Source organism: Pseudomonas sp. GNP013 (genome assembly GCF_054343995.1).
In genome coordinates this window covers 4,646,899-4,668,480 of sequence record NZ_JBTGUT010000001.1, presented here as the reverse complement: position 1 = coordinate 4,668,480, position 21,582 = coordinate 4,646,899, and the positions used below count along the sequence as shown (strand labels likewise).

The window sequence follows — 21,582 nt, the reverse complement described above, 5'->3', positions numbered from 1 at the left end:
TTTGGATCTCATTGACTCTGAAAATCGTGTTTTTTGACGGCTAGCACCAGCGCCGAAAGATCAGCGAGGTGTTCACCCCGCCGAAGGCAAAGTTGTTGTTCATCACGTAGTCGTGGTGCATCTCGCGAAAGCCTCCTTGCAGGTAATCCAGCTCGCCGCATTGCGGGTCGACGGTGTCCAGGTTGAAGGTGTGCACGTACTGGTCGCGGTTCATCATCTCGATGCTGAACCATGATTCCAGCGCGCCGCACGCGCCCAGGGTATGGCCGAGGAAACTCTTCTGTGAGCTGATGGGCATGCGGCTGCCGAACAGGCTGCTGGTGGCCAGGGTTTCGGCGATGTCGCCCTGGTCGGTGGCGGTGCCGTGACCATTCACGTAGCCGATGGCGGACGGCGCGAGCCCTGCGTCTTCCAGGGCCAGTTCCATGGCGCGGCGCATGGTTTTCTGTTCCGGGCGGGTGGTGTGCTGACCGTCGGCATTGCTGCCGAAGCCGACCAGTTCGGCATGGATATGCGCACCGCGCGCCAGGGCGTGTTCCAGCTCCTCCAGCACCAGCATGCCGCCGCCTTCGCCGATCACCAGGCCGTCACGGCCGCTGTCGTAGGGGCGTGGGCTGGTCTGTGGGGCGTCATTCTTCAAGCTGGTGGCGTAGAGGGCGTCGAACACCATGGCCTCGGTGGGGCACAGCTCTTCGGCGCCGCCGGCGAGCATCAACGGCAGGCGGCCGAACTTGATTGCCTCGTAGGCATACCCGATGCCCTGGCTGCCGCTGGTGCAGGCGCTGGAGGTGGGGATCAGCCGCCCGGTGAGGCCAAAGAAGATGCTGATATTCGCCGCCGTGGTGTGCGGCATCATGCGCACGTAGGAGTTGGCGTTGAGCCCCTCGGCCACCGAGTTCAGCAGCATATTGCCGAACGCCTTGATCTCATCGGTGCTGCCGGTGGACGAGCCGCAGGCCACGCCCATGCGCCCGTCCTTGATGGAGGGATCGCCCAGCAGCCCGGCGTCCTGCAGCGCCTGCTCCGCCGCCCACACCGCCAGGCGCGAGACGCGGCCCATGCTGCGCAATTGCTTGCGCGTCCAGTGCGCGGGCACTACGAAATCATCGATCGGCCCGGCCAGGCGCGTGTTCAGCTCTATAAAACGGTCCCACTCATCCATGCGCCGGATGCCGCTGCGGTTGGCGCGAAAGTTGGCCGCGATGGTCTCCCAGTCGCAACCCAGGGAGGTCATGCCAGCCATGCCGGTGACAACGACGCGTTTCATCAGCACAGGCCTCCGTTCACGGCCAATACCTGGCGCGTGATGTAGCCGGCTTCGGCCGACATCAGAAAGTTCACGGCGCCGGCGACTTCCTCCGGGGTGCCCATGCGCTGCGCCGGGATCATCTTCATCAGTTCTTCCACCGGCACGTTTTCATCGAGCATGGCGGTGTCGATCAAACCGGGGGCGACGCAGTTGACGGTGATCTTGCGCTTGCCCAGCTCGATGGCCAGCGCCTTGGCCGCACCGATCAGCCCGGCCTTGGACGCGCTGTAATTAACCTGCCCACGGTTGCCGATCAGTCCTGAAACGGAAGTGATGCAGACGATACGCCCGGGCGCGCGGCGCCGAATCATTGGCATCATCACCGGGTGCAGCACGTTGTAGAAACCGTCGAGGTTGGTGCGCAGCACCACGTCCCAATCGTCTTCCGAGAGGGCCGGGAACGCACCGTCGCGGGTCAGTCCGGCGTTGAGCACCACGCCGTAATAGGCGCCGTGTTGCTCTACGTCGGCTTCGAGTATTTCGCGGCACGCGGCGCGGTCGGCGACGTCGAATTGCAGCACGCGGGCACTGCGTCCCAACGCCTGGATCTCGACCTGCACCGCATCGGCTTCGGCGCGCCCGCTGCGGCAGTGCAGCACGATGTCATGCCCGGCCTGGGCCAGGCGCAGGGCGATGGCGCGGCCGATGCCTCGGCTGGAGCCGGTGACCAGTACGGATTGAGTCATGACGTTGCGTCCTTCGATTCAGCTAAATAATTGGCCGCCTGGGGCGGTCGAAATACGTTCAGGCGCGCGCTGGCCTGGATGCCGTCGCCGGTCAGGTGGCATTCGAACACGCCCATGCCGTTGTCGTCTTCCAGCGAGCGCCGGCCGTGGATGGTCAGCTCGGCGCCGGCCGGGAAGCCATCCACGTTGCACTCGAACTTGCGTGTGCCGAGCAGGAAGCCCAGTTCCACCGCTTCGCCGTTCTTGCGTGCGCGGCAACCGGCATAGGCGGCGACGCTCTGCGCCATCAGTTCGATGCCGACCCACGCCGGCAGGCTGCCGTCCGCGCGGTTGAACAGGCCGCCGGGCTTTACGGTGAGACAGGTATGAATCTGCTCTTCATCGAACGACAGCACCTGGTCGATCAGGATCATGTCGCCCGCGTGGGGCAGCAGTTCGGCGAGTGGCCAATCAATCATGGGGCCTCTCCGATAATCAGGCTGACATTGTTGCCGCCGAAGGCAAACGAGTTGCTCATCAGGCGGGGGTGTTGCAGGGCGTCACCGCCGCGTGCCCACTGCAACGCGGGCAGTGCCGGGTCGGCCTGGCCGTCCCACACGTGCGGCGGCACCACACCGTGAGCCAGGCTCAGCCAGCAGAACGCCGCCTCCAATGCACCGGCTGCACCGAGGGTGTGACCGCTCATGGGCTTGGTCGACGAACACGCCACGCCGTGCGGGAACAGCTGAGCGACGGCCAGGCTTTCCATGGCATCGTTATGCTGGGTGGCGGTACCGTGCAGGTTCAGGTAACCGATCTGTTCGGGGTTCAATGCGGCACTGCTCAAGGCCTTGCGCATGGCTTGCAACGCGCCTTTGCCGGTGGGTTCCGGCGCGGAAATATGGTGCGCGTCGCTGCTCGCGCCGCTGCCCAGCAGGGCAATGGGCCCTCGCTCGCGCGTCATCAGGAACAGCACCGCCGCTTCGCCGATATTGATGCCGTTGCGGTTCACCGAAAACGGATTGCAGCGCTCGCCCGACACCGCTTCCAGCGAGGTAAAGCCATTGAGGGTCAGCTTGCACAGGCTGTCGACGCCACCGCAGATCACCGCATCGCACACGCCCAGGTCGAGCAGGCGCCGGGCGCTCATCAGCGCCCGGGCACTCGAGGTGCACGCGGTGGAAATCACATAGGCGGGGCCGCTCAGGTGCAGCCAGTCGGCGAGAAAGTTGGCCGGCGCGCTGAGTTCCTGTTGCTGGTAGTCGTAATTGCCGGGGAACTGCCGGTCGCGCAGGTACTGGGCAATACCACGGCTGGCTTCGTCGATGCCCGAGGTGCTGGTGCCCAGCACAACCCCCACCCGCGAGGCGCCATAGGTCTGGATCGCCTGGCGCATCTCGTTCTCTATTTGCAGTGCAGCCTCCAGCAGCAGCTGATTGTTACGGCTGCTTTGCTGGCCCAGTTGCAGCGGGATCGGCGCCAGTTCACCGTGCACGGCGCCCACCGGCAGTACACGCTCCGGCACCCAGCCACTCTCGGCGCGCATGCCGGCGCAGTCGCCGGCAAACAGGCTGCGCGCGACCTCGGCCTGCCCACGGCCGAGGGCACAGATCACGCCCAGGGCATTGAGATAGGCGGTCATCGCTCAACCCCAAGCGGCGTGATGCGATAGCTCAGCGGCTGGCCCGTCATGTTCACGCTGAACACCTCGGAGGACTGATAAACGATTTGCCAATGCCCTGGCAGGGTGCGCGTCAGGTCCCTGGCCTGGGCGCCCGGGTACAGGGCGCGCAGGTCGTCCGCCGAGGCCAGCGCAAACAGCAGGGCGGCGAACAGCTCGCGTGCCTGCGGATTGGGCGGCAGCAAGCCGTCGGCCTGCCACGCGCCATCGAGCAACTTTTGCCGCGCCTGGGGAATGCCCAGCGGGTCCATCATCGACCAGCGAATGGCGGCGCCCTCGCGCTGAATCACCAGCAGCCAGTCCTGGCGCTGGTTGCCTTCCATGCGCTGCACATGCAATTGCAGCGGCAAATTCAGGGCCGGGATTTTTTCCGGCAACGGCGCCTGGCTGGCGCACGCGCTCAGCAGCAACAGACAGCCGATCAGCAGCAGGCGCATCATGGTGCACTGCTCGCCAGCGGCTTGCGCGCCACGCAGTTGACCAGGGTTTCTTCACGCTGGCCCACCGGCGGCGCCTTGCGCAGGCCCAGACGCTCCAGCAGGCCGAAATCCGTGGCACGGCTCCACCACAGATAGGGGTAGGAAACGTTCTGCGGGCCAAATTCAAAGCCCTGCTCGCGGATCATCGCCAGGTACGCCTCGGCGCTTTTCTGCACTTGCATGGGGTGGCGGAACAGCCAGCGAATCACCCAGGTGTCGATATAGGCTTCGGTGGACTCGGCAAACAGCAGGTAGCCGCCGGGCTTGAGCACGCGATAGAACTCTGCAAGGGCGCGATGCTGCTCCACCAGATGGTGGAACGTCTGGTGGCAGAACAGAATATCGACACTGTCGTCCGGCACTTGCAGGGTGGCGCAGTCGCTGCCGATCAGCTCGATGGCCAGGCCCTGGCGCGCCGCTTCGGCCTGGCTCTGGTCGAGGCTGTGGGGGTCGGCATCCAGGCCGATCAGCCGTTCCGGGGCGAACACCTGTTGCAGGTACGCAAAGGATTTGCCCTGGCCGCAGCCGGCGTCCAGCAACACCGGGGCGTGCGGCACAGGCTCGGTGAACAGGCTGCGCAGGTCGTCGATGGCCACGCGCAACACATAGTGTTGCCAGGTGCGGCTGCGCAGAAACCAAAGGCCGAAGCGGGTTTCTTCGACGTAATGTTTACTCAGGTACTGGCTGCTCATACCGGATCACTCGCACAGATTTCCGACAACATCCGCAAGCGTCGCTTGGGCTCGCTGACAAACGGGTTGCGCTCGTCCCAGGCATAACCGGCGAGGATCGCGCTGATCATGCGGCGAATCTCCGGCGAACTGCCCGGGTGGAAAATGACATCCTGGAAGGTCCCGGCGTACCAGCCCTCCACGTAGCAGCGAAAGGTGTCGACGCCGCGCTTGAGCGGTTCGGCGAATTCGGTTTGCCAGTCGACGGGTTCGCCCGTGAGCTGACGATGCAGCACGCCGGCGGCCATGCTCGCCGAACGCATGGCGATGGTCACGCCGGACGAAAACACCGGGTCGAGAAATTCCGCCGCATTGCCCAGCAATGCAAAACCGGGGCCGTGCAGGGTTTTGACGTTGGCCGAGTAGCCGCCGATGCTGCGCGCCGGGGTATCCCACACCGCGTTTTGCAGCACGCCGGACAGGCTTGGGGTTTCAGCGATAAAACCGCGCAGGCAGGCATCGAGGTCGCTGTCGCGGCCGTCGAAATGCGTCTGCGCCGCCACCACGCCCACCGAACAGCGGCCGTTGCTGAACGGGATGGTCCAGAACCAGATGTCGCGCTTTACAGGGTGGGTGGTAATGAGGATTTTGCTACGGTCGAAACCTGGGTGTTCGATGCGATCTTCAACATGGGTGAACACCGCCCGGCGCAGCGGGAAATTCGACGGCGCCTCCAGGTCGAGCAGGCGCGACAGCACGCGGCCGTAACCGCTGGCGTCGAGCACGAATCTGGCCTTGAGGTGATACTCGCTGCCGTTTTGCCGGCGCACATGCAGGTAACGGCATTCGCCGCTGAAATCCGCGCCGACGATGGTTTGGCCATAGCGAATGTCTACGCCCTGCAGCGCCGCCTGATCGGCCAGCAGCTTGTCGAACTCGCCGCGCTGCACCTGGTAGGTGGTCGGCTTGCCGTCGCTGAACGTGTCGCCAAAATCGAACGCGCTGTAGCGCTCGCCCCAGGCGAACGCGGCGCCGGTCTTCACCTGGAACCCGGCTGCCTGCACCGCCTCGAGCATGCCCGCTTCTTCGATAAAATCGATGCAGTGCGACAGCAGGCTTTCGCCAATCGAGAAGCGCGGGAAATGCTCGCGCTCGATGATCACGACGTCATGGCCCTTGCGCTTGAGCAACGCGGCGGCGATGGCACCGGACGGACCGGCACCGATCACCACCACCTGGCGACGTTCCATTTCAACTGTGGGCACTGAGGCTCCTTGCCGCATGGGCGATAATCACATTCATAGGGCGGGTCTGCGCGGCCCGGCCCAGGGCGCCAGCATAAAGCTGAATGCCAGGCCGAGGCTGACCGACAGGCCGAAATTACTCACCGCTGGCGTACTCGATACCGCCAGCAGACCGAACGACAGCCAGGTCGTCAACGCCGCCAGCAACGTGCCCAGCAGGCTGACCGCCGGGCCGCCGATCTGCTCGCGCATCAGGATCGCATAGTCGACGCTGATGGCCGTGACCAGCAACAGGCCGAACAGGCTGAACAGGGTCAGCGGCTGGCCCAGCCAGCCCAGGCTGGCCAGGCTGCACAGCGCGGCCAGCAACGGCAGCGCGACGATGCGCAAGGCCCCGCCGAAGCCGAACGGCACCATCAGCAGCAACACGATCAGCACACACGACAGTAACTTGAGTTCGGCGGCGCTGATCTGTGTGGCGGCGAACACGCGGTTCAGGTCGCCCAGGCGATCCACCAGTTGCACACCAGGCAAGTCCACGGCCTGCACCCGCAGCAGCGCCGGATTGTTCAGGCCCTGCAGGCTGACCATTGCTGCCACGCCGCCGTTGACCGGGCCCAGCCATAGCGTGCGCCAGGGTTCGGCCAGCGGACCTTTGAGGGCGGCGTCGATATCTTCGGTGGGCAGCGCCTGCAACTGCGCCACTTCGGCTTGCAGGGCGCTGGCCGGCACACCGAGGTCCACCAGCGGCTGCCAGTGTTGCGCCAGGTTGCCCAGCGCATCGCGCAGTTGCTGTTGCTCGGCCGGCAAGCTGACCAGTTGGTTGAGCGCCAGGTAACCCTGCAGCTTGTCCATATTCACCAGTTGCTCCAGGCGCTGGCCCAGCGCGGCCTGACGCTCCAGCAACTGTTGCTGGTTGTCTGCGCGCACCAGGAAGAACTGGCTGGTGGGCTGAAAGCCGGTAATCCGTGCCACGGCCTGGGCTTCCTGCAGCAAGTGGGGCGGTGCGCCGATCCACTGGCGAATGTCGTTTTTGCTGTTCAGGTGCCATACACCGCCGGCGCAGAACAGCAGCACCAGCGCCAGCAACAGCGGGCTCGGCACGCGCTGCAGCAACGATTCGCGCAGCCGCCACAGGCCCTCGGCAATCCGCAGCGGCCACTGCGCCGGGCGCAATTCAATGCCCTTGAGCAGCGCCGGCAGCAGGCATACGGCGCACAGGTAGGCGCCCACCAGCCCAGCGGCGGAAAACACGGCAATCTGCGTCAGTGCCGGAAACGGTGTCCAGGCCAGCGCCAGATAACCGATGCAACTGGTCGCCAGGCTCAGGCTCAGCCCCGGCAAGGTCAGGCGCAACGCCGGCCAGCTTTGCCACGGCTTCAGGCTCCAGCTTTTGGACAGGTAATGCAGCGGGTAATCCACCGCCACGCCGATCAGGCTGGAGCCCAGCACCAGGGTCATCACATGCACATGGCCGAACAGCGCCACACAAGCCACCGCACCGAACAGCATGCCTGTGACCACCGGCACGAAGGCGAGCAATACGCGCCAGCGGCGGAAGGCCAGAAGCAGCAACAGCAAAATGCCGACGGTCGCGCCGCCGCCGACCCAGGTGATTTCCCGCGTGGCTTGCTGCTGCCCATTGGCCGCGTAGAGCAGGCCGCTGGCCGCGAGCAGTTGCGCGCCGTGCTCGGCGGCCTCTGCGCGGCTGGCCTGGAGCAGGTCCGCCACTTGCAGCGGCAGGTGCATATCGAAGGCATTGCCGGTGGTGCGCGCGCGCAGCAGCACCCAGCTTTTGCCGTCGGCATCGGCGATCAGCGCGCCGCTGCCGATATCCAGTTGCACCGAGCCATGCTGTGGCTGGCTGTTCTGGATGCGCCCGGTGAGGCCCAGCCAGTCATCCTGGCTCGGCACCAGACTGAAGCCGGTAAAGGGGTCGAACAGCGATTGCACGCGCTGCTGGATAAACGCCTCGGGATGCTCGATGAGTTGCTCGCGGTCCTTGGCCGCGAGCATCGCCAGTCGCCCGCGCAGCAGTTGCTCGCGCAGTGCCGGCAGGTCGGCCTGCAGGTTCCACTGCACCGTTTCAAACAGCCCGCTGGCCTGCCAGCGCGCGCCCAGCTGTTGCGCCACGGCCACCGCCTGCTGACGGTCGGCATGGCCCACCAGCACCAGCATCTCGCGGTTGAGCGGCTCCTGCATGCGTTGTTCGGCTTGCTGTTCCAGCGCATCCGGCGCACTGCCCGGCACCAGCTCCATCAGGTTGGCCGACAGCGGCGCACCCTGGCGCCATTGCCAGCCGGCCAAGGCCAGCACGGCCACCAGCAGGATCAGGAACAGGCGCGGCAGCAGGCGCTCACTGGGCAAAGTCATGTTGCTCCGCGTCGGTCAGGGGCAGGCTCGCGGTGCTGTCCTGCATGCGCAGCACGGTGCTGTCGCCCTGGGTCTCCTGCAGTTCGATGGTGTGCACCAGCGCGCCGCCGTCGATATTGATTTGGTTGAACACCTGCTTGAGCAGCAGCGAACGCGGAGTCAGGGTCAGCTTCCACTGCGTGGACTCACCTTGCAGATGCAGCTCGAAATCACGCTGCAAGCCGCTGCTGTCGCCCTGCAGCACGGCGAGAAACAGACGGTTCTGCTCAGCTCCGGCACTCTTGTTCGGCAGCCATTGCCAGCCATTGCCTTCACGCCGGGCGATGCCCTGGGCGCTGATGCGGTAGTCCTGTTGCAACGGGGTTTTCAGCAACCAGAGCAGGCCGTGGTCCTTGGCAAGCACGAAGGTGCCCTTGCTGACCAGGGGCTGGGGCAGGGCGCGCAGGTGTTTTTCCTGGGTGAAGCTGCCGTGGATCACGGAGGGTTTGGCCAGTTGATCGCTGAGTTGTTGCAGGTCGAAAGCATGGGCGCTGAAACTCAGCAACAGCCCGATCAATGTGGGAGCGGGCTTGCCCACGAAAAACCGGAGGACGCTGCGCAGTGCATGGCGGATCGCATTAACGTTGGCGATTTTCGCGGGCAGGCCCGCTCCCACAGGACATCTCATTTCAAGGCCCTCTCGACGGCGTCGGTGAAGATTGTGGGGGAGGCCAGTTGCATCTCGCGGCTGGCGATTTCCACCGCCACCTGCACGGTGCTGGCGCGGGTCAGGCGCTCGCCGCTGGCGAGGTCGGTGATCAGGTAGTTGATCTTCAAGCGGTTCTCCCACTCCACCAGGCTGGCGCGCACGTTGATCGTCTGGCCGAACACCGCGCCGCGCACGTAGCGCAGTTGCATGTCGATCACCGGCCAGGCGTAGCCCGCCTCGCGCATGGCGCTGTAGTTGTGGCCGATCCTGTCGAGCAAGGCGCAGCGTGCGACTTCCAGGTATTTGACGTAATGGCCGTGCCACACCACATGCATAGTGTCGACGTCGAAAAACGGCACGAGGATTTCAGTGTTGCAGTGCAACACGCCGGGGCTACGCATGCAGCCTCCAGTGCTGCGCGGCGATGCGTTGCAGGCACAGGCGCAATTCGCCTTCCAGGGCACGGTCTTCGATCACGGGCGGAAAGTCTTTGCCCAGCTCGACGTGCATGGCGGCCAGGGCCGGTGGCAGCGGGCGCGCAGCCTCGGCCCGGGCGCGCAGCCACACCCCTTGATTGGCGGCCAGCAGGGCGGCGGCGGCCACTTGTTCGGTCAGCTCCAGCACGCGGATCGCATCGCGGGCGGCGATGGTGCCCATGCTCACCTTGTCCTGGTTATGGCACTCGGTGGAACGCGAGAACACGCTGGCCGGCATGGTGTTTTTCAGGGCTTCGGCGGTCCAGGCACTGGTGCCGATCTGCACGGCCTTGAAGCCATGGTTGATCATCGCGCGTTCGGCCGGTGCGCCGGACAGGTTGCTCGGCAGGCCGTGGTTGTAACGCACGTCCACCAGCAACGCGAGCTGCCGGTCGAGCAGGTCGGCGACGTTGGCCACCAGGGTCTTGAGGCTGTCCATGGCGAAGGCGATATGCCCGCCGTAGAAGTGCCCGCCGTGCAGCACGCGTTCCTGCTCGGCGTCGATGATCGGGTTGTCGTTGGCGCTGTTCAGCTCGATCTCGATGAATGAGCGCAGCCAGTTCAGGCTGTCGGCCAATACGCCGAGAACATGGGGCGCGCAGCGCAGCGAGTAACGGTCCTGCAGGCGGTGCAGCGGCGCGGTCGGCGCGTCGATCGCCAAGTCCTTGCGCAGCCACGCGGCGACCTGCATCTGCCCCGGGTGTGGCTTGGCGGCGAACAGGCGTTCGTCGAAGTGTTCCGGGTTGCCTTGCAGGGCCACCACATTGAGTGCGGTGATGCGCGTGGCGAGTTGCAGCAGGTAATCGGCGCGGGCGAAGGCCAGGCAGGCGAGGCCGGTCATCACCGCAGTGCCGTTCATCAAGGCCAGGGCTTCCTTGGGACGCAACACCAGTGGCGCCCAACCCAGCTCGCGGTGCACGTCGGCGGCCGGGCGCCGTTCGCCGTGGAACAGCACGTCGCGCTCACCGGACAAGGTGGCCGCCACGTAGGACAGCGGCGTCAGGTCACCGCTGGCGCCCACCGAGCCTTCCTCGGGGATCAGCGGCAGCACATCGTGTTCGAGGAAGGCATGCAGGCGCTCGAGCAACTCCACGCGTACCCCGGACACGCCGTGACACAACGATTGCAACCTGGCCGCCAGCACCGCGCGCGTGGCCTGGGCGTCGAGCAGCTTGCCCAGGCCGCAACCGTGGAAGGTGTACAGGTGACGCGGCAGCGCTTCGACGTGCTGCAACGGCACCGCCACCACGCAGGAGTCGCCGTAGCCGGTGGTCACGCCGTAGATCACGCCTTCCTTGTCCAGCAGCGAGTCGAGGAACTGCGCGCCCTTGGCAATGCGCTGGCGATAGGCTGCGTCTTCCTGCAACTGCGTGTGCACCTGACGGTTGGCCAGGGCCAGCACGTCTTCGATGCGCAGGGGGCGTTCGCCAAAGGTGACCGGCTCAGGATGCGGGATCATGGGTCTTCCAGAAGGGGTAAAAGTTGAACCATTGTTGGGGCGCCTGCAGGCAGAACTCGCCCAGGCGTGCGGCGTAACGCGCGGTCCACAGGGCGATTACCTGTTCGCGGGTGCTGCGCTTCCATTCGATCAGTTGCGCGAAGGGCTCGATGGTCAGGCGGTAGCGGCCCTGGTGCTTGAGGCACATCAGCAGGTTGACCCGGCATTGGAGCAGGCCGGCCAGCAGCCACGGGCCTTGGGGGAACGCGGCGGCATGCCCGAGAAAGTCCACGCGCACCGTGCGCCCGCCATGCAGCGGTACACGGTCGCCGGCAATCGCCAGCCATTCGCCATCGTCCAGGCGCTGGCTGAGCAGCAGCATGGTGGCGGGGTCCAGCTCGCTGACCTGGATCAGGCGCAGGTGGGTGGCACCGGCCTCGCCCAGCAGGCGGTTGAAGCGCTCGGCGTGCTTGGTGTGCACCAGCACGTTCATGGTCACCTGTTCGCCGATCTCCGCCAGCGCGCGGCACACCTCGAGGTTGCCCAGGTGTGCGCCCACCAGCATCTGCCCGCGCTCGCCGCGCAATTGCCCGCGCAGTTGCGCCGGGTCGTTGATTTCGATCTGTTCCAGACGCAGTTTGCCGTTCCACACGTCGAGCTTGTCGAGCAGGGAGTCGGCGAAGGCCATGAACTGGCCGAATACCTTGCGCCGGGTGGGGCGCAGCTCATCGCGCCCGCTCCACTGCGCCAGGCGCTGCTGGTATTGCCAGGCGCTCTGGCGCGCGGTGCGGCCGAACAGAAAAAAGTAGAACACGATGCTGTACAGCAATGGGCTCAGCAGGCGTCGGCCGAGCACCCGGGCGGCGACGGCGGTGAATTTCATCAGCCAGAAGCTGCCGCGTTCTTCGCGGTCGGCCCAGTGTTTGGTGTTGTCGGTCATGCCTGCCACCGTCGCCACAGGATCATCGGCGCGCGCACCAGCATGCCGAAAAACAGCCGGGTGTGCATGGCGCTGATGCGCAGGTTGTCGTGGAACAGGCGAAAGTGCGACAGGCCGTCGGCGGGGTAATGCACCTGGGTCGGCAGCCAGCGCATCGGCTGGTTGCGCCAGGCCAGGCGTACGAGGATGTCCGAATCGAAATCCATGCGCGTGCCGATGTAGGCCGAGTCCATCAGCGCCAGCACCGGTGCCAGCGGGTACACGCGAAAACCGCACATCGAATCGCGGATCTGCAGCGAGAGGGTGTTGATCCATACCCATACGTGGGTGAGGTAGCGCGCGTAGAGGCGGCCCTTGGGCACGCTGTCGTCGTATTCGGGGTAGCCGCAGATGATTGCGTCGGGGTGCCGGCGCGAGGTGTCGATAAAGGTCTCGACTTCACGCAGATCATGCTGGCCGTCGGCGTCGACTTGCAGCGCATGGCTGTAGCCCAGGCGTGCGGCCTCGCGGAAGCCGGCCATGACGGCGCCGCCCTTGCCGAGGTTGTGGGGCAGGGTGATCAGGGTGACGTGTTCCAGGGTCGCCAATTGCACCAGCACCGCCGCGCAGGCCGGGCTGCTGCCGTCGTCCACCAGCAGGCAGGGGAGGCCGCTGGCGAGCAGGCTGCGCACCACGGCGGGCACGGCGGCTTCATGGTTGTAGACGGGGATCAGGGCGCAGGGGTTATGCATGGGGCTCCCACCGTGCGGGCAAATGCCCTGTGGCGAGCGGGCTTATTGTGGCGAGCGGGCTTGCCCCGCGTTGGGCTGCGTAGCAGCCCCCATAAGGCCGCCGAGGTGTATCAGGCAGAGCTCCGTCGCCTGTTTTGGGTCTGCTGCGCAGCCCAACGCGGGGCAAGCCCGCTCGCCACAACAAGCCCTTTAGCCATAACAGCTGCGACAGGTTAATCATTCGCCATCTCCAACTGGATCCTGCCGCTGGAGCAGGCGGTGTCGGCATTGCGATAGGCGAAATACAGCTTGCTGCGTTGCGCGTCAAAGCGCAGGTGCAGTTCGATGGAATCGCCAGGGCGCACCAGTTGCTGGAACTTGAGCACTTCCATGCCGGCAAACCGGGTCGGCACGTCCATCAGTTGTTGGCTCAGGTTGAATGCCCACTCTACCTGCACCACGCCCGGCAACACCGGTGTGACCGGGAAGTGACCGCTGAAATAGGCGAGGTCCGGCGGGATGCTCAGTTGCAGGGTCCATTCGCCGTCGGCGTCGACCTGCTCCAGTACGTCGGGCGCTTTGGGCCGGGGCGCCAGTAACAGCGCGTCTATCTCGGCCTGGGGCAGCTTGCCCTGGCTGTTGAGCGGCAGCTGACGCAGCAGGCGCCAACGGCGTGGCAAGGCGAGGGCTTCGCAATGCAGGCTTAAATGCTGGCGCAGGGTTTGAGTCACCGCGCGTCGGCCCTGATTGCGCAGGGCATGCAGGCCTTCGGCGCTCAGTACCACCAGGGCGCCCAGGGAAGCACGGTTTTCCTGGACCACGCCCAAGCGGTTTTCGCTGACCCAGGGGTGAGCCATCAGGGCCTGTTCGAGCATCGGCAGGGAGATGCGTTTTTCTTCCAGCTTGACGATGCGGTCCAGTCGCCCCAGCAGTTCGAAACGGCCATCGGCATGGATGCGTGCGGCGTCGGCGGTGTGTTCGATATGCCCGGCAGGCAAATAAGGCGAGGCGATACGCAGCGCGCCGTCGGCATCCTGGCTCAGCTCAACGCCTGCAAAGGGCTGCCAGGGTTGTGCGCCCTGGCGCCAGGCGATACCGCCGGTTTCCGAACTGCCGAGGATTTCCGTCGGCCATTGCCCCAGGCGATCGTACAGGCTGCCGGCGGCCTCGACGGGCAATGCGCCGCCGGAGGAAAACACCCGCGACACTTGGCTCAGCGCCGGCCAGTCGAGGTTGTCGCCCATGCGCTTGAGCAGCGCGGGGCTGGCGACCCAGGCGAACCGGGGATGTTCGCGGCTGGCGCGCTGCAGGTCTTCGGAAAACGCCAGTTGGGTGCGACCAAAGCTGCGCCCGGCGCACAGCGGCCACAGCACGCGGAACAGCAAGCCGTAAATATGTTGAGTGGCAACGCTGCCGATAATGCAGGCGTCCTTGAGGTCGGCGCCCCACAGGGCTTCCAGCGCGTCGACTTCGTTGGCCAACTGGCGCAGGGTCTTGTCGATGCGCTTGGGTTCACCGCTGGAGCCGGACGTGCACAGGCTCAGTTGACAGGCGTCCAGGTCGAGGGCGGCGCCGGGCAGGGGCGCCTGGTACAACGCGTCGAGGTCCGAAGCCTGGGTCAGCCAGGCATCAACGGATGCGTCCCAGCGTTGGCGCGTGTGCGGTTGCAGGTCGGCGGGCAGCAGCACGCTCACGCCGGCGCGCCAGGCGCCCAGCAGGGCAATCGCCAGCACGCCGGCGTCTTCCAGGTGCACCGCCAGGCGGCGGATACCGCGCGCCTGCAGGCCTGCCGCCAGGCTCAAGGCGTGCGCCCGCAGTTGGGCATGGTGCATCGCAGGCTCGGTGGTGACCAGGCGCTGCTCCAGTGGCTCAAGCAGCAGGTGCTCAAGTTTCAAACCTTTCATACGCGGCCTCGAACCCTTTGTCGTATCAGCCATTCCACGGCAAACAACAGTCCCATCAGCCCGTAGGCGATGAGGCCGTTGTACAACGTCCACCAGCTCAGCGGCGCCCACAGGGTGAGCGCAGCGGCGAGCAAGCCATTACACAGAAAAAACACGCTCCACACCACGGTGACCTGGCGCGTGTACGCAACCACTTTGGGCGCCAGCACAGGCTCGGTGATGCGCGCAATGCGCTCGACCATCGGCGGGCCGTATTTGAGGCTCAGGCCGAACAGCGCCAGCATGAACGCGCTGACCAGGCTTGGGTACCAGCGCAGCAGGTACGGATTGTCAAACCACGCCAGCAACAGGCAAAACAGGATCACCGCCACTGCCATCCAGCGGCTGCCGGGGCGTCGCGCACCGGTAATGGCGCGCAACAGCCACAGGCTGCCCAGCAGCAGGCCGAACTGCCACGGGGCAAAGTGCTCGGTGCCGTAGTACACCGCAAACGGGTACAGCAGCCCCGCCAGCAACAGGCCAAGGCCGATCAACCGGCTCATGCGGCGGGCTGGACCAGGCGGTACACCGCCTCAACCACGTCGTTGACGGTGCGCACCGCCTTGAATTCCTCGGCGGCGATCTTCTTGCCGGTCTGGCGCTTGATATGGTCGATCAGGTCCACGGCATCGATGCTGTCGATTTCCAGGTCCTGATACAGGTTGGCGTCGAGGGTGACGCGCTCCGGCGGCAGTTCAAACAGCTCCACCAGGGCATCGCGCAGGGTGTTGAAAATATCGTCACGAGTTTGCATGGTCCGGTCTCAAGCTGCCTGTCTGGCTGTGACGAACGCCGCAAGGCAGGCCACATTGGTGAAGTGGTTACGGGTGTCCTTGGCGTCGGCATCGATCTTGATGCCGTACTTTTTCTGGATCGCCAGGCCCAGTTCCAGGGCGTCGACCGAATCCAGGCCCAGGCCTTCGCCGAACAGGGTCTGTTCGCTGCCAATGTCGTCGACGCTGATGTCTTCCAGGCCCAGGGCCTCGATGATCAGCATCTTTATGTCGCGCTCAAGGCGTTGTTGGTCGCTCATCTTCGGCGAGCTCCTTAATGAAATAGTGGTGCAGGTAATCGTTGAGCTTGCGCGAGGCCTGGGGCGCGGGCCCCAGTGAGGCGAACGCCTGTGGTTCTATATCGGCACCCACGCGCAAACTGAAGTGAAATCGACGTTTGGGAATGCGATACCAGGGTTCGGCCTTGGTCAGGGTGGTGGGGCTGACCTTGATCACCACGGGAGTGATGACCGATGCGCCCCGCAGCGCGATGGCGGCGGCGCCGCGATGAAAGGCCGGCGGCGCGCCCGGCGTGGTGCGGGTGCCTTCGGGAAAGATGATCAGGGTCTGGCCGGCGCGCAGGGCGTCGGCGGCGGCATCGAGCATGTCGGCGCTGCCGTCGTTGCTCAGGTAGCCGGCATCGCGCACCGGGCCGCGGGTGAACGGATTTTGAAACAGGCTGCGTTTGATCACGCAGTTGGTCTGGCGCATCAGGCCAATCAGGAACACCACATCGATCAGCGACGGGTGGTTGGCGACGATCATCTGGCCGGGGCGTCCGAGTTTTTCTGCGCCTTCGACGCTGTAGGTCAGCACCCCGACGCGCTGCATCAGGCGAATGAAGAACCAGAACAGCCGGCTGATGGTGTGGCGGGCGCGGCGCTGATGCTTCGTCGCGCCGCCGGGCAGGCAACTGAGCAGCGGAAACACCAGCAGGCGCAGGCACAGGCCGCCCAGGCCGAACAGAAAAAAGCTCGCGGCGGTGGCGAACAGGCGCCAGTAGTAGGCGTCTCGGGGTTTGTCGGTCACAGCTTGCGTTGCCAATTCCATACTCGGTTCTTCCAGGCATGTTGGCAGGCCCCCTGTTCGGTGAGCAGGGTGCGCAGCAGGTTCAGCGCGTGGGGCCACTGGGCGGCGGTCGAGGGTTGGACAGTGCTGTCGGTGAGTTCCAGCTGCCACTCGTCGCCCGGGGTCAGCAGCAGGCCGAGGGCATAGGGAAACGGTACGTCGTGGATCCAGCCGGCGTAGGCGGCGGGCGGCTGTTCTTCGGTGATCACCAGCAACACCGCCGGCGCGCCTTCGTTGAGCAGTGCGGCGGCTTCGAGCACACCGTGTTCGAGACCGTCGCCGGCGGCGGCGAGGGCGGTCATTTCGCTGGTCTCATTGCGCAGGATCGACCACAGCCCCACCACTGCGTTGTGCACCGACAGGCTGAACTGGGTGGGCGACAGGGGTTCGTCATTGGCCAGGTCGCTGAGGATGTCGAGGGTGCGCGGGGTTTCGCCATGCCGGGAAATGAACACCAGCGGCAGGTCCTGCAGGCCCTCTGCCAGCGGCCAACCCACGCTGAACGCCATGCGCGCCAGGCGGCTGAGGCGCCGGCGCTGCATGGCCGGTAAAAATGACACGTCAGGGCAAGCTTCGCTGGCGGGCAGCAACACCGGGGCCCGGCACCAGGCGTGCCAGTCGTCCGCGCTGTCGAGGCCCGGAGCCCAGGCGCGCCATTGGGCGATGCTGAAGTTGATCACTGAGAAGTTATCCCGCCCCTGCGGGCTTCCATGTGCCACCGATGCCCCGGTTTTCCGGGACAGCGCAGGGCCGAATGGCGCGCATTATCCCGGTGCTGCGGGGTTCTAGCAAACATTGGTAAATAATTGTTCACGGTTGATTGAATTTTGCATGGGAAGGGTTACGGATTGTGCTTGAGCGCAGACGGAATTGGATTGTCGGACCTTTCTTATTTGCTCATAGGGAGCCGGCTTGCACTGCATTGATCAGCGAGGTAGCTAACAGGCGCTTTTGCCCTCTACACTCGGGCATTCATTGATACCCGGAGGTTTCCCCATGCGGCGTGTGGTGTTCAATCAAAAAGGTGGGGTCGGCAAGTCCAGCATCGCCTGCAACCTGGCGGCGGTCAGCGCCAGCGAAGGCTATCGAACCCTGTTGGTGGACCTCGATGCACAAGCCAACTCCACCCAGTACCTCACCGGGCTGACCGGCAACGATATCCCCATGGGAATCGCCGATTTTTTCAAGCAAACCCTGTCTTCCGGACCGTTTTCCAAGAAGAACAAGGTAGATATCTACGAAACGCCGTTCGACAACCTGCATGTGATTACCGCAACGCCGGAGCTGGCCGATCTGCAACCCAAGCTCGAGGCCAAGCACAAGATCAACAAACTGCGAAAGTTGCTGGACGAACTGAGCGAAGATTACGACCGCATTTACCTCGACACGCCGCCGGCCCTGAACTTCTATGCGGTCTCGGCGCTGATCGCTGCCGATCGTGTGTTGATCCCCTTCGACTGCGACAGCTTTTCGCGCCAGGCCCTCTACGGCCTGCTGGCGGAAATCGAAGAATTGAAGGAAGACCACAATGAAAGCCTCGAAGTGGAAGGCATCGTGGTCAACCAGTTCCAGGCCCGGGCGAGCTTGCCGCAGCAGATGCTGGACGAGTTGATTGCCGAAGGGTTGCCGGTGTTGCCCGTGTACCTGGCCAGCTCGGTGCGCATGCGCGAGTCGCACCAGGAGAGCAAGCCGCTGATTCACCTGGACCCACGGCACAAGCTGACGCAGCAGTTTGTGCAGTTGCATAACTTGCTTGAGAGCACTTGAGGCAAAGTTCAGCTCAAAAAAACTGTGGGAGGGAGCAAGCCCCTCTCACATTGATTTTTACAATGTCATGATTACTTTAATAGCACTCGCGCCCTGAACATTCTCAAGAGCATAACTACTGAATTCATAAATTCTTCCGCGAGTGGATAGATGCAATGTGCCATCTACTATTTGTGCAGAAACGTCTGGATTTTTGGTTATCAAAAAAGGGTTGATTTCTTTTAATGCTTTCAACGCTTGTTCATCATCCTCAACTTCCTTCGAAATATAATAGCGATAAGAAAAGGCTACTGTTGCTCCCCCGCGATTGTCGCGGGCCCCGTAGATTGAGTTACCGTTTCCGAGCGATTGTTTATATACAATCTCGTCTAAGTTTGCTTGTGAGGGAGAAATTAGCCAGCTTGCGCTCAGGTAGAGCAGGCAACCAACCAATAAGATGTTACATATGCCCTGGGTCAATGATTTAAACATTCCTGGTCCTGTCGATTGAGTATGCGAATAACTTAACGAGTGTTTACTTTGTGCGGCGCATTTGGAATCTAGCAAAGATTCCTCAAGCATACCTCACGCCGACTGTCACTTCGTGAGTGATCAAGTTAAGCGCGTTCCTGCGTACGGCACGGTGCATACGTGGAGAATTTTTTTAGAGAAGATTCGTGTTTATTCACAGTTTTCCGCCAAATTAAAGGCCCGCAGAGCCCCACGCTCTTTAGGCTCGCCTTTGCGTTCGGGAATTTTTCTCACAAAGGCTGTAGGACGGCTCTGGCAATAGCGGGCAAGTCTTGTCTCGTTACCTACAACTACGCCAGAATCCGCCGGCTTGTGCGTCTGAATGGGCGTCTCTAAGGTTTGCCGGTCGCTGAATGTTCAGCGATCGGGTTTAGTAGCCCGAAGAGCGGCGTAAAGTGCACAAGCTTCATCCAGCAGATTCTGTCTGTGCTTGATGGTGGCTGTGCGTAGGGCACCTTCGGGTGCGCCGGCTTTGCGTCGTTCCCCCGGTCTACTAACCTGCGTACAGCTGCCGCCCCTTGTTTAGTAGCGAGGTGAGGGCAGCCCAATCCGGGAATGACCATGACAGCTAGCAATCTTTACAGCATCACACCCAACCTCCCCACCGAAACGCTAGTCCTCAACAGCTACGAAACCCTCTCCTCCGTTCGCACGCTACTGCTCAACCTGTCCAACGACCTCACGGGCGAACACCGCGACGTGGCCCTGGCTATCCACCAATTAAGCGAGCTGGGCGTATTGCTGGTCGGCCAGATAATGAGCCGTGAAGCCCCGATATCCGCAAGCTGAAAACGCAGTCAAAATGTGGGAGGGGGCTTGCTCCCGATGGCGGTGGATCAGCTACCGGTGTGCTGACTGACCCACCGTCATCGGGAGCAAGCCCCCTCCCACATTGGCCTGCGCCGGTTTCAAGGGCGGGTTACACCCCTTGGCTTCGCAGCCAGCTCATCAACTGCGGCAATGGAAACGCTCCACTCTGGCGCGCCACTTCCCGGCCATTCCTGAACAGGATCAAGCTCGGAATCGATCGAATCCCCAACTGCGCCGACAGTTGCTGGTTCGCTTCACTGTCCAGCTTGGCCAGCCGGCATTTGCCCTCGAGCTGCCCGGCCGCCTGCTCGAACACCGGCGCAAACGACTTGCACGGCCCACACCACTCGGCCCACACATCCACCAGCAACGGCAAGTCGCCCTTGATCTGGCTGGCGTAATCGCCCTGTTTCAGCTCAAAGGGCTTTTTCAGCAACACCGGTTGTTTGCAGCGCCCGCATTTTGGGGCATCGCTCAGGCGTTCACCGGGGATGCGGTTGAGGCCATTGCAATGAGGGCAGGGGATTACAAGCGGTTCGGACATGGTGGGCTCCTTGAGTGTGGCCAATCCTTCTATTTGGCGTCAGGCGTGGACTTTATCAAGCACGGCTGCGGTGAAGCATATGCTCACAGAATCGTCCGTGTTGATCCTCGCTGGCCTATCTAGGCTAGGAGTGCTTGTTCGAAACAGCACAATTGGTCCGTTTGGCGTTATCGCAAATTGCGATAGTCCGCGTTCGGGCTTAATCTCCATAGCAAGATGCGATAGGGATGTTGCATGCGAGTGATCAGCGAGAAAAGGATCTGGGAAGCAAAGGAACAGTGGCCCCGTTCAGCAACAGCTTTGGATCAGTGGTATCGGGTTATGAAGCGAAACCACCCCAAGGACTTTGCAGCAATGAAGACCATGTTTCCCGCCACTGACAAGGTCGGCGATTTTCATGTGTTTGATAGTGGGGCAACAAGCTGAGATTGATTGCTTGTGTGGACTATCGGGTGCAACGCGTTTACATCAAGCACCTGCTTGATCATCGCGATTATGAGAAAGATAAATGGAAGGAAAAAATCAGATGAGTGCGCTTATGCGGGTCGCTGCCGACCACTGGCAATTTGTCTCACCCGTGCTGCGAAAGCCGGAAAACGAGGCGGACTACGACGCTCTGGTGTGCGGATTAGACGAGTTATTGAGTCTGATCGGCGAGGATGGGGACAGTCCGCTGATGAGCCTGGTGGACATCCTCAGCGATTGGATCGAGGCCTACGATCAAGAGCATCGTCCTATGCCTGTGGCCAGTGGCGTCGATGTTCTGCGCTATATGATGCGCGAGCACAACCTCACTCAGAGCGACTTGCCGGGTGTTGGCGCCCAATCAGTGGTCTCTGAAGTACTGAGCGGCAAACGCCAGCTCAACCTGCGGCAGATCCGCTGGCTGGCGGATCGTTTTGGCGTGTCGGTGGAAACTTTTATCTAGACGCGCCTTTGAACACATACACACAGGTGTCGTCCACCACCCCTGCATTGTCGATCCGCGCATTGGACAGCACCGCCTCGCATTCGAACCCGCATCGCTCTGCCACGTTGATGCTGCGGGTATTGCGGCGGGCGGTGGTGAGGTCGATTCGTTTGGCATTGAAGAACTCAGCGGCAAGGTCGCGCACCAGGGCGCAGGCTTCGCTGGCGTAGCCTTTGCCCATGCTGTCGGTGCCGATCCAGTAGCCGATTTCCAGGTGCGGGATGCGCAGGTCGCGGATAAACAGGCTGATGCAGCCGACCAGCGCGTCGGAGCTGTTTTCGATAATCAGGAACTTGTATTCGTGCTGATCGGCGTTGAAGTTATCCACAGCCGTTTGCAGGTTGGCGCGGGCATCTTCCAGGCTATTGCGGCCGTTTGCCCACACCAGAAAGTCGGTGTGGGGTTGGGTGAAGTCCTGGATCAGCCGGTGCATCTGCTCTGCTTTGGCGATTGTCGGCGCGGCAAGCTGTAAATGGGTGCTGCGTAACAGTGCTGCCGGTATGTCGGAAAATCTCACCATCCG

Annotated in this window: 25 protein-coding genes and 1 pseudogene; 4 read left to right on the top strand and 22 right to left on the bottom strand. The window is 63.3% G+C overall.

Annotated elements, in window-relative coordinates:
* Positions 1 to 40: 40 nt before the first annotated feature.
* The 19 genes from ACXX81_RS20575 to ACXX81_RS20485 all read right to left on the bottom strand — a co-directional run bounded on the left by ACXX81_RS20575 (position 41) and on the right by ACXX81_RS20485 (position 17,138).
* Positions 41 to 1,267 carry a beta-ketoacyl-ACP synthase gene (locus tag ACXX81_RS20575; RefSeq protein ID WP_231422336.1) on the bottom strand — a complete coding sequence of 409 codons (1,227 nt, stop codon included), beginning with the start codon at positions 1,265 to 1,267 and terminating at the stop codon, positions 41 to 43.
* Entirely contained in the window at positions 1,267 to 1,995 is a 729-nt protein-coding gene (locus ACXX81_RS20570; RefSeq protein WP_209987641.1) for a 3-ketoacyl-ACP reductase FabG2, read from the bottom strand. The genes ACXX81_RS20575 and ACXX81_RS20570 overlap by 1 nt, the downstream gene beginning before the upstream one ends.
* Positions 1,992 to 2,453 carry a hotdog family protein gene (locus ACXX81_RS20565; protein ID WP_209987644.1) on the bottom strand — a complete coding sequence of 154 codons (462 nt, stop codon included), beginning with the start codon at positions 2,451 to 2,453 and terminating at the stop codon, positions 1,992 to 1,994. Before ACXX81_RS20565 ends, ACXX81_RS20570 begins: the two co-directional genes overlap by 4 nt.
* Entirely contained in the window at positions 2,450 to 3,616 is a 1,167-nt protein-coding gene (locus ACXX81_RS20560) for a beta-ketoacyl-[acyl-carrier-protein] synthase family protein (RefSeq protein ID WP_209987647.1), read from the bottom strand. The genes ACXX81_RS20565 and ACXX81_RS20560 overlap by 4 nt, the downstream gene beginning before the upstream one ends.
* Positions 3,613 to 4,095: a hypothetical protein gene (locus ACXX81_RS20555; RefSeq protein WP_322212448.1), complete on the bottom strand. Its 483-nt coding sequence runs from the start codon at positions 4,093 to 4,095 to the stop codon at positions 3,613 to 3,615. The genes ACXX81_RS20560 and ACXX81_RS20555 overlap by 4 nt, the downstream gene beginning before the upstream one ends.
* Entirely contained in the window at positions 4,092 to 4,826 is a 735-nt protein-coding gene (locus ACXX81_RS20550) for a class I SAM-dependent methyltransferase (RefSeq protein WP_231422339.1), read from the bottom strand. Before ACXX81_RS20550 ends, ACXX81_RS20555 begins: the two co-directional genes overlap by 4 nt.
* Positions 4,823 to 6,070, bottom strand: a complete 1,248-nt coding sequence (locus ACXX81_RS20545; protein WP_458572298.1) for an NAD(P)/FAD-dependent oxidoreductase — start codon at positions 6,068 to 6,070, stop codon at positions 4,823 to 4,825. The genes ACXX81_RS20550 and ACXX81_RS20545 overlap by 4 nt, the downstream gene beginning before the upstream one ends.
* Positions 6,071 to 6,103: 33 nt before the next feature.
* Complete coding sequence (locus ACXX81_RS20540) at positions 6,104 to 8,422, bottom strand: MMPL family transporter (RefSeq protein WP_245229074.1); 2,319 nt, start codon at positions 8,420 to 8,422, stop codon at positions 6,104 to 6,106.
* Positions 8,406 to 9,089: an outer membrane lipoprotein carrier protein LolA gene (locus tag ACXX81_RS20535; protein ID WP_231422341.1), complete on the bottom strand. Its 684-nt coding sequence runs from the start codon at positions 9,087 to 9,089 to the stop codon at positions 8,406 to 8,408. Before ACXX81_RS20535 ends, ACXX81_RS20540 begins: the two co-directional genes overlap by 17 nt.
* Positions 9,086 to 9,511, bottom strand: coding sequence for an acyl-CoA thioesterase (locus ACXX81_RS20530; RefSeq protein WP_209987661.1), 426 nt, complete (start codon positions 9,509 to 9,511; stop codon positions 9,086 to 9,088). Before ACXX81_RS20530 ends, ACXX81_RS20535 begins: the two co-directional genes overlap by 4 nt.
* Positions 9,504 to 11,045: an HAL/PAL/TAL family ammonia-lyase gene (locus ACXX81_RS20525; RefSeq protein WP_458572297.1), complete on the bottom strand. Its 1,542-nt coding sequence runs from the start codon at positions 11,043 to 11,045 to the stop codon at positions 9,504 to 9,506. Before ACXX81_RS20525 ends, ACXX81_RS20530 begins: the two co-directional genes overlap by 8 nt.
* Complete coding sequence (locus ACXX81_RS20520) at positions 11,029 to 11,964, bottom strand: lysophospholipid acyltransferase family protein (protein ID WP_209987666.1); 936 nt, start codon at positions 11,962 to 11,964, stop codon at positions 11,029 to 11,031. Before ACXX81_RS20520 ends, ACXX81_RS20525 begins: the two co-directional genes overlap by 17 nt.
* On the bottom strand, positions 11,961 to 12,695 hold the full coding sequence (locus tag ACXX81_RS20515) for a glycosyltransferase family 2 protein (RefSeq protein ID WP_231422342.1): 735 nt from the start codon (positions 12,693 to 12,695) through the stop codon (positions 11,961 to 11,963). Before ACXX81_RS20515 ends, ACXX81_RS20520 begins: the two co-directional genes overlap by 4 nt.
* 212 nt (positions 12,696 to 12,907) lie before the next feature.
* Entirely contained in the window at positions 12,908 to 14,578 is a 1,671-nt protein-coding gene (locus tag ACXX81_RS20510) for an ApeI family dehydratase (RefSeq protein ID WP_458572296.1), read from the bottom strand.
* Positions 14,575 to 15,120 carry a COG4648 family protein gene (locus ACXX81_RS20505; protein ID WP_458572295.1) on the bottom strand — a complete coding sequence of 182 codons (546 nt, stop codon included), beginning with the start codon at positions 15,118 to 15,120 and terminating at the stop codon, positions 14,575 to 14,577. Before ACXX81_RS20505 ends, ACXX81_RS20510 begins: the two co-directional genes overlap by 4 nt.
* On the bottom strand, positions 15,117 to 15,371 hold the full coding sequence (locus tag ACXX81_RS20500; protein ID WP_003187949.1) for an acyl carrier protein: 255 nt from the start codon (positions 15,369 to 15,371) through the stop codon (positions 15,117 to 15,119). Before ACXX81_RS20500 ends, ACXX81_RS20505 begins: the two co-directional genes overlap by 4 nt.
* Before the next feature lie 9 nt (positions 15,372 to 15,380).
* Entirely contained in the window at positions 15,381 to 15,650 is a 270-nt protein-coding gene (locus tag ACXX81_RS20495) for a phosphopantetheine-binding protein (protein WP_057008480.1), read from the bottom strand.
* On the bottom strand, positions 15,628 to 16,440 hold the full coding sequence (locus ACXX81_RS20490; protein ID WP_231422345.1) for a lysophospholipid acyltransferase family protein: 813 nt from the start codon (positions 16,438 to 16,440) through the stop codon (positions 15,628 to 15,630). Before ACXX81_RS20490 ends, ACXX81_RS20495 begins: the two co-directional genes overlap by 23 nt.
* Complete coding sequence (locus ACXX81_RS20485; protein WP_209987682.1) at positions 16,416 to 17,138, bottom strand: beta-ketoacyl synthase chain length factor; 723 nt, start codon at positions 17,136 to 17,138, stop codon at positions 16,416 to 16,418. Before ACXX81_RS20485 ends, ACXX81_RS20490 begins: the two co-directional genes overlap by 25 nt.
* 316 nt (positions 17,139 to 17,454) lie before the next feature.
* Here ACXX81_RS20485 and ACXX81_RS20480 point away from each other — a divergent pair, with 316 nt between their 5' ends.
* On the top strand, positions 17,455 to 18,225 hold the full coding sequence (locus ACXX81_RS20480; protein WP_003237260.1) for a ParA family protein: 771 nt from the start codon (positions 17,455 to 17,457) through the stop codon (positions 18,223 to 18,225).
* A 57-nt stretch (positions 18,226 to 18,282) separates the two neighbouring features.
* Here ACXX81_RS20480 and ACXX81_RS20475 read toward each other — a convergent pair whose 3' ends face one another.
* Positions 18,283 to 18,696, bottom strand: a complete 414-nt coding sequence (locus tag ACXX81_RS20475) for a hypothetical protein (protein ID WP_209990629.1) — start codon at positions 18,694 to 18,696, stop codon at positions 18,283 to 18,285.
* Between the two features lie 600 nt (positions 18,697 to 19,296).
* Between ACXX81_RS20475 and ACXX81_RS20470 the strand changes: the two genes are divergently transcribed.
* Positions 19,297 to 19,524, top strand: coding sequence for a DUF6124 family protein (locus ACXX81_RS20470; protein WP_209987686.1), 228 nt, complete (start codon positions 19,297 to 19,299; stop codon positions 19,522 to 19,524).
* A gap of 130 nt (positions 19,525 to 19,654) precedes the next feature.
* Here the strand turns inward: ACXX81_RS20470 and trxC are convergent, their stop codons facing one another.
* Positions 19,655 to 20,089, bottom strand: coding sequence for a thioredoxin TrxC (gene trxC, locus ACXX81_RS20465; protein ID WP_015373594.1), 435 nt, complete (start codon positions 20,087 to 20,089; stop codon positions 19,655 to 19,657).
* Positions 20,090 to 20,323: 234 nt separating this feature from the next.
* Between trxC and ACXX81_RS20460 the strand changes: the two are divergent.
* Together ACXX81_RS20460 and ACXX81_RS20455 are read left to right on the top strand one after the other, a co-directional pair.
* Positions 20,324 to 20,619: pseudogene (locus ACXX81_RS20460) on the top strand (type II toxin-antitoxin system HigB family toxin).
* A complete protein-coding gene (locus ACXX81_RS20455; RefSeq protein ID WP_209987689.1) occupies positions 20,616 to 21,017 on the top strand; it encodes a helix-turn-helix domain-containing protein in 402 nt (133 codons plus the stop codon). The pseudogene ACXX81_RS20460 and the gene ACXX81_RS20455 overlap by 4 nt, the downstream one beginning before the upstream one ends.
* Here the strand turns inward: ACXX81_RS20455 and ACXX81_RS20450 are convergent.
* Entirely contained in the window at positions 21,010 to 21,579 is a 570-nt protein-coding gene (locus tag ACXX81_RS20450; RefSeq protein WP_458572294.1) for a GNAT family N-acetyltransferase, read from the bottom strand. The two genes, ACXX81_RS20455 and ACXX81_RS20450, sit on opposite strands and share 8 nt — an antisense overlap.
* Between the last annotated feature and the right edge of the window lie 3 nt (positions 21,580 to 21,582).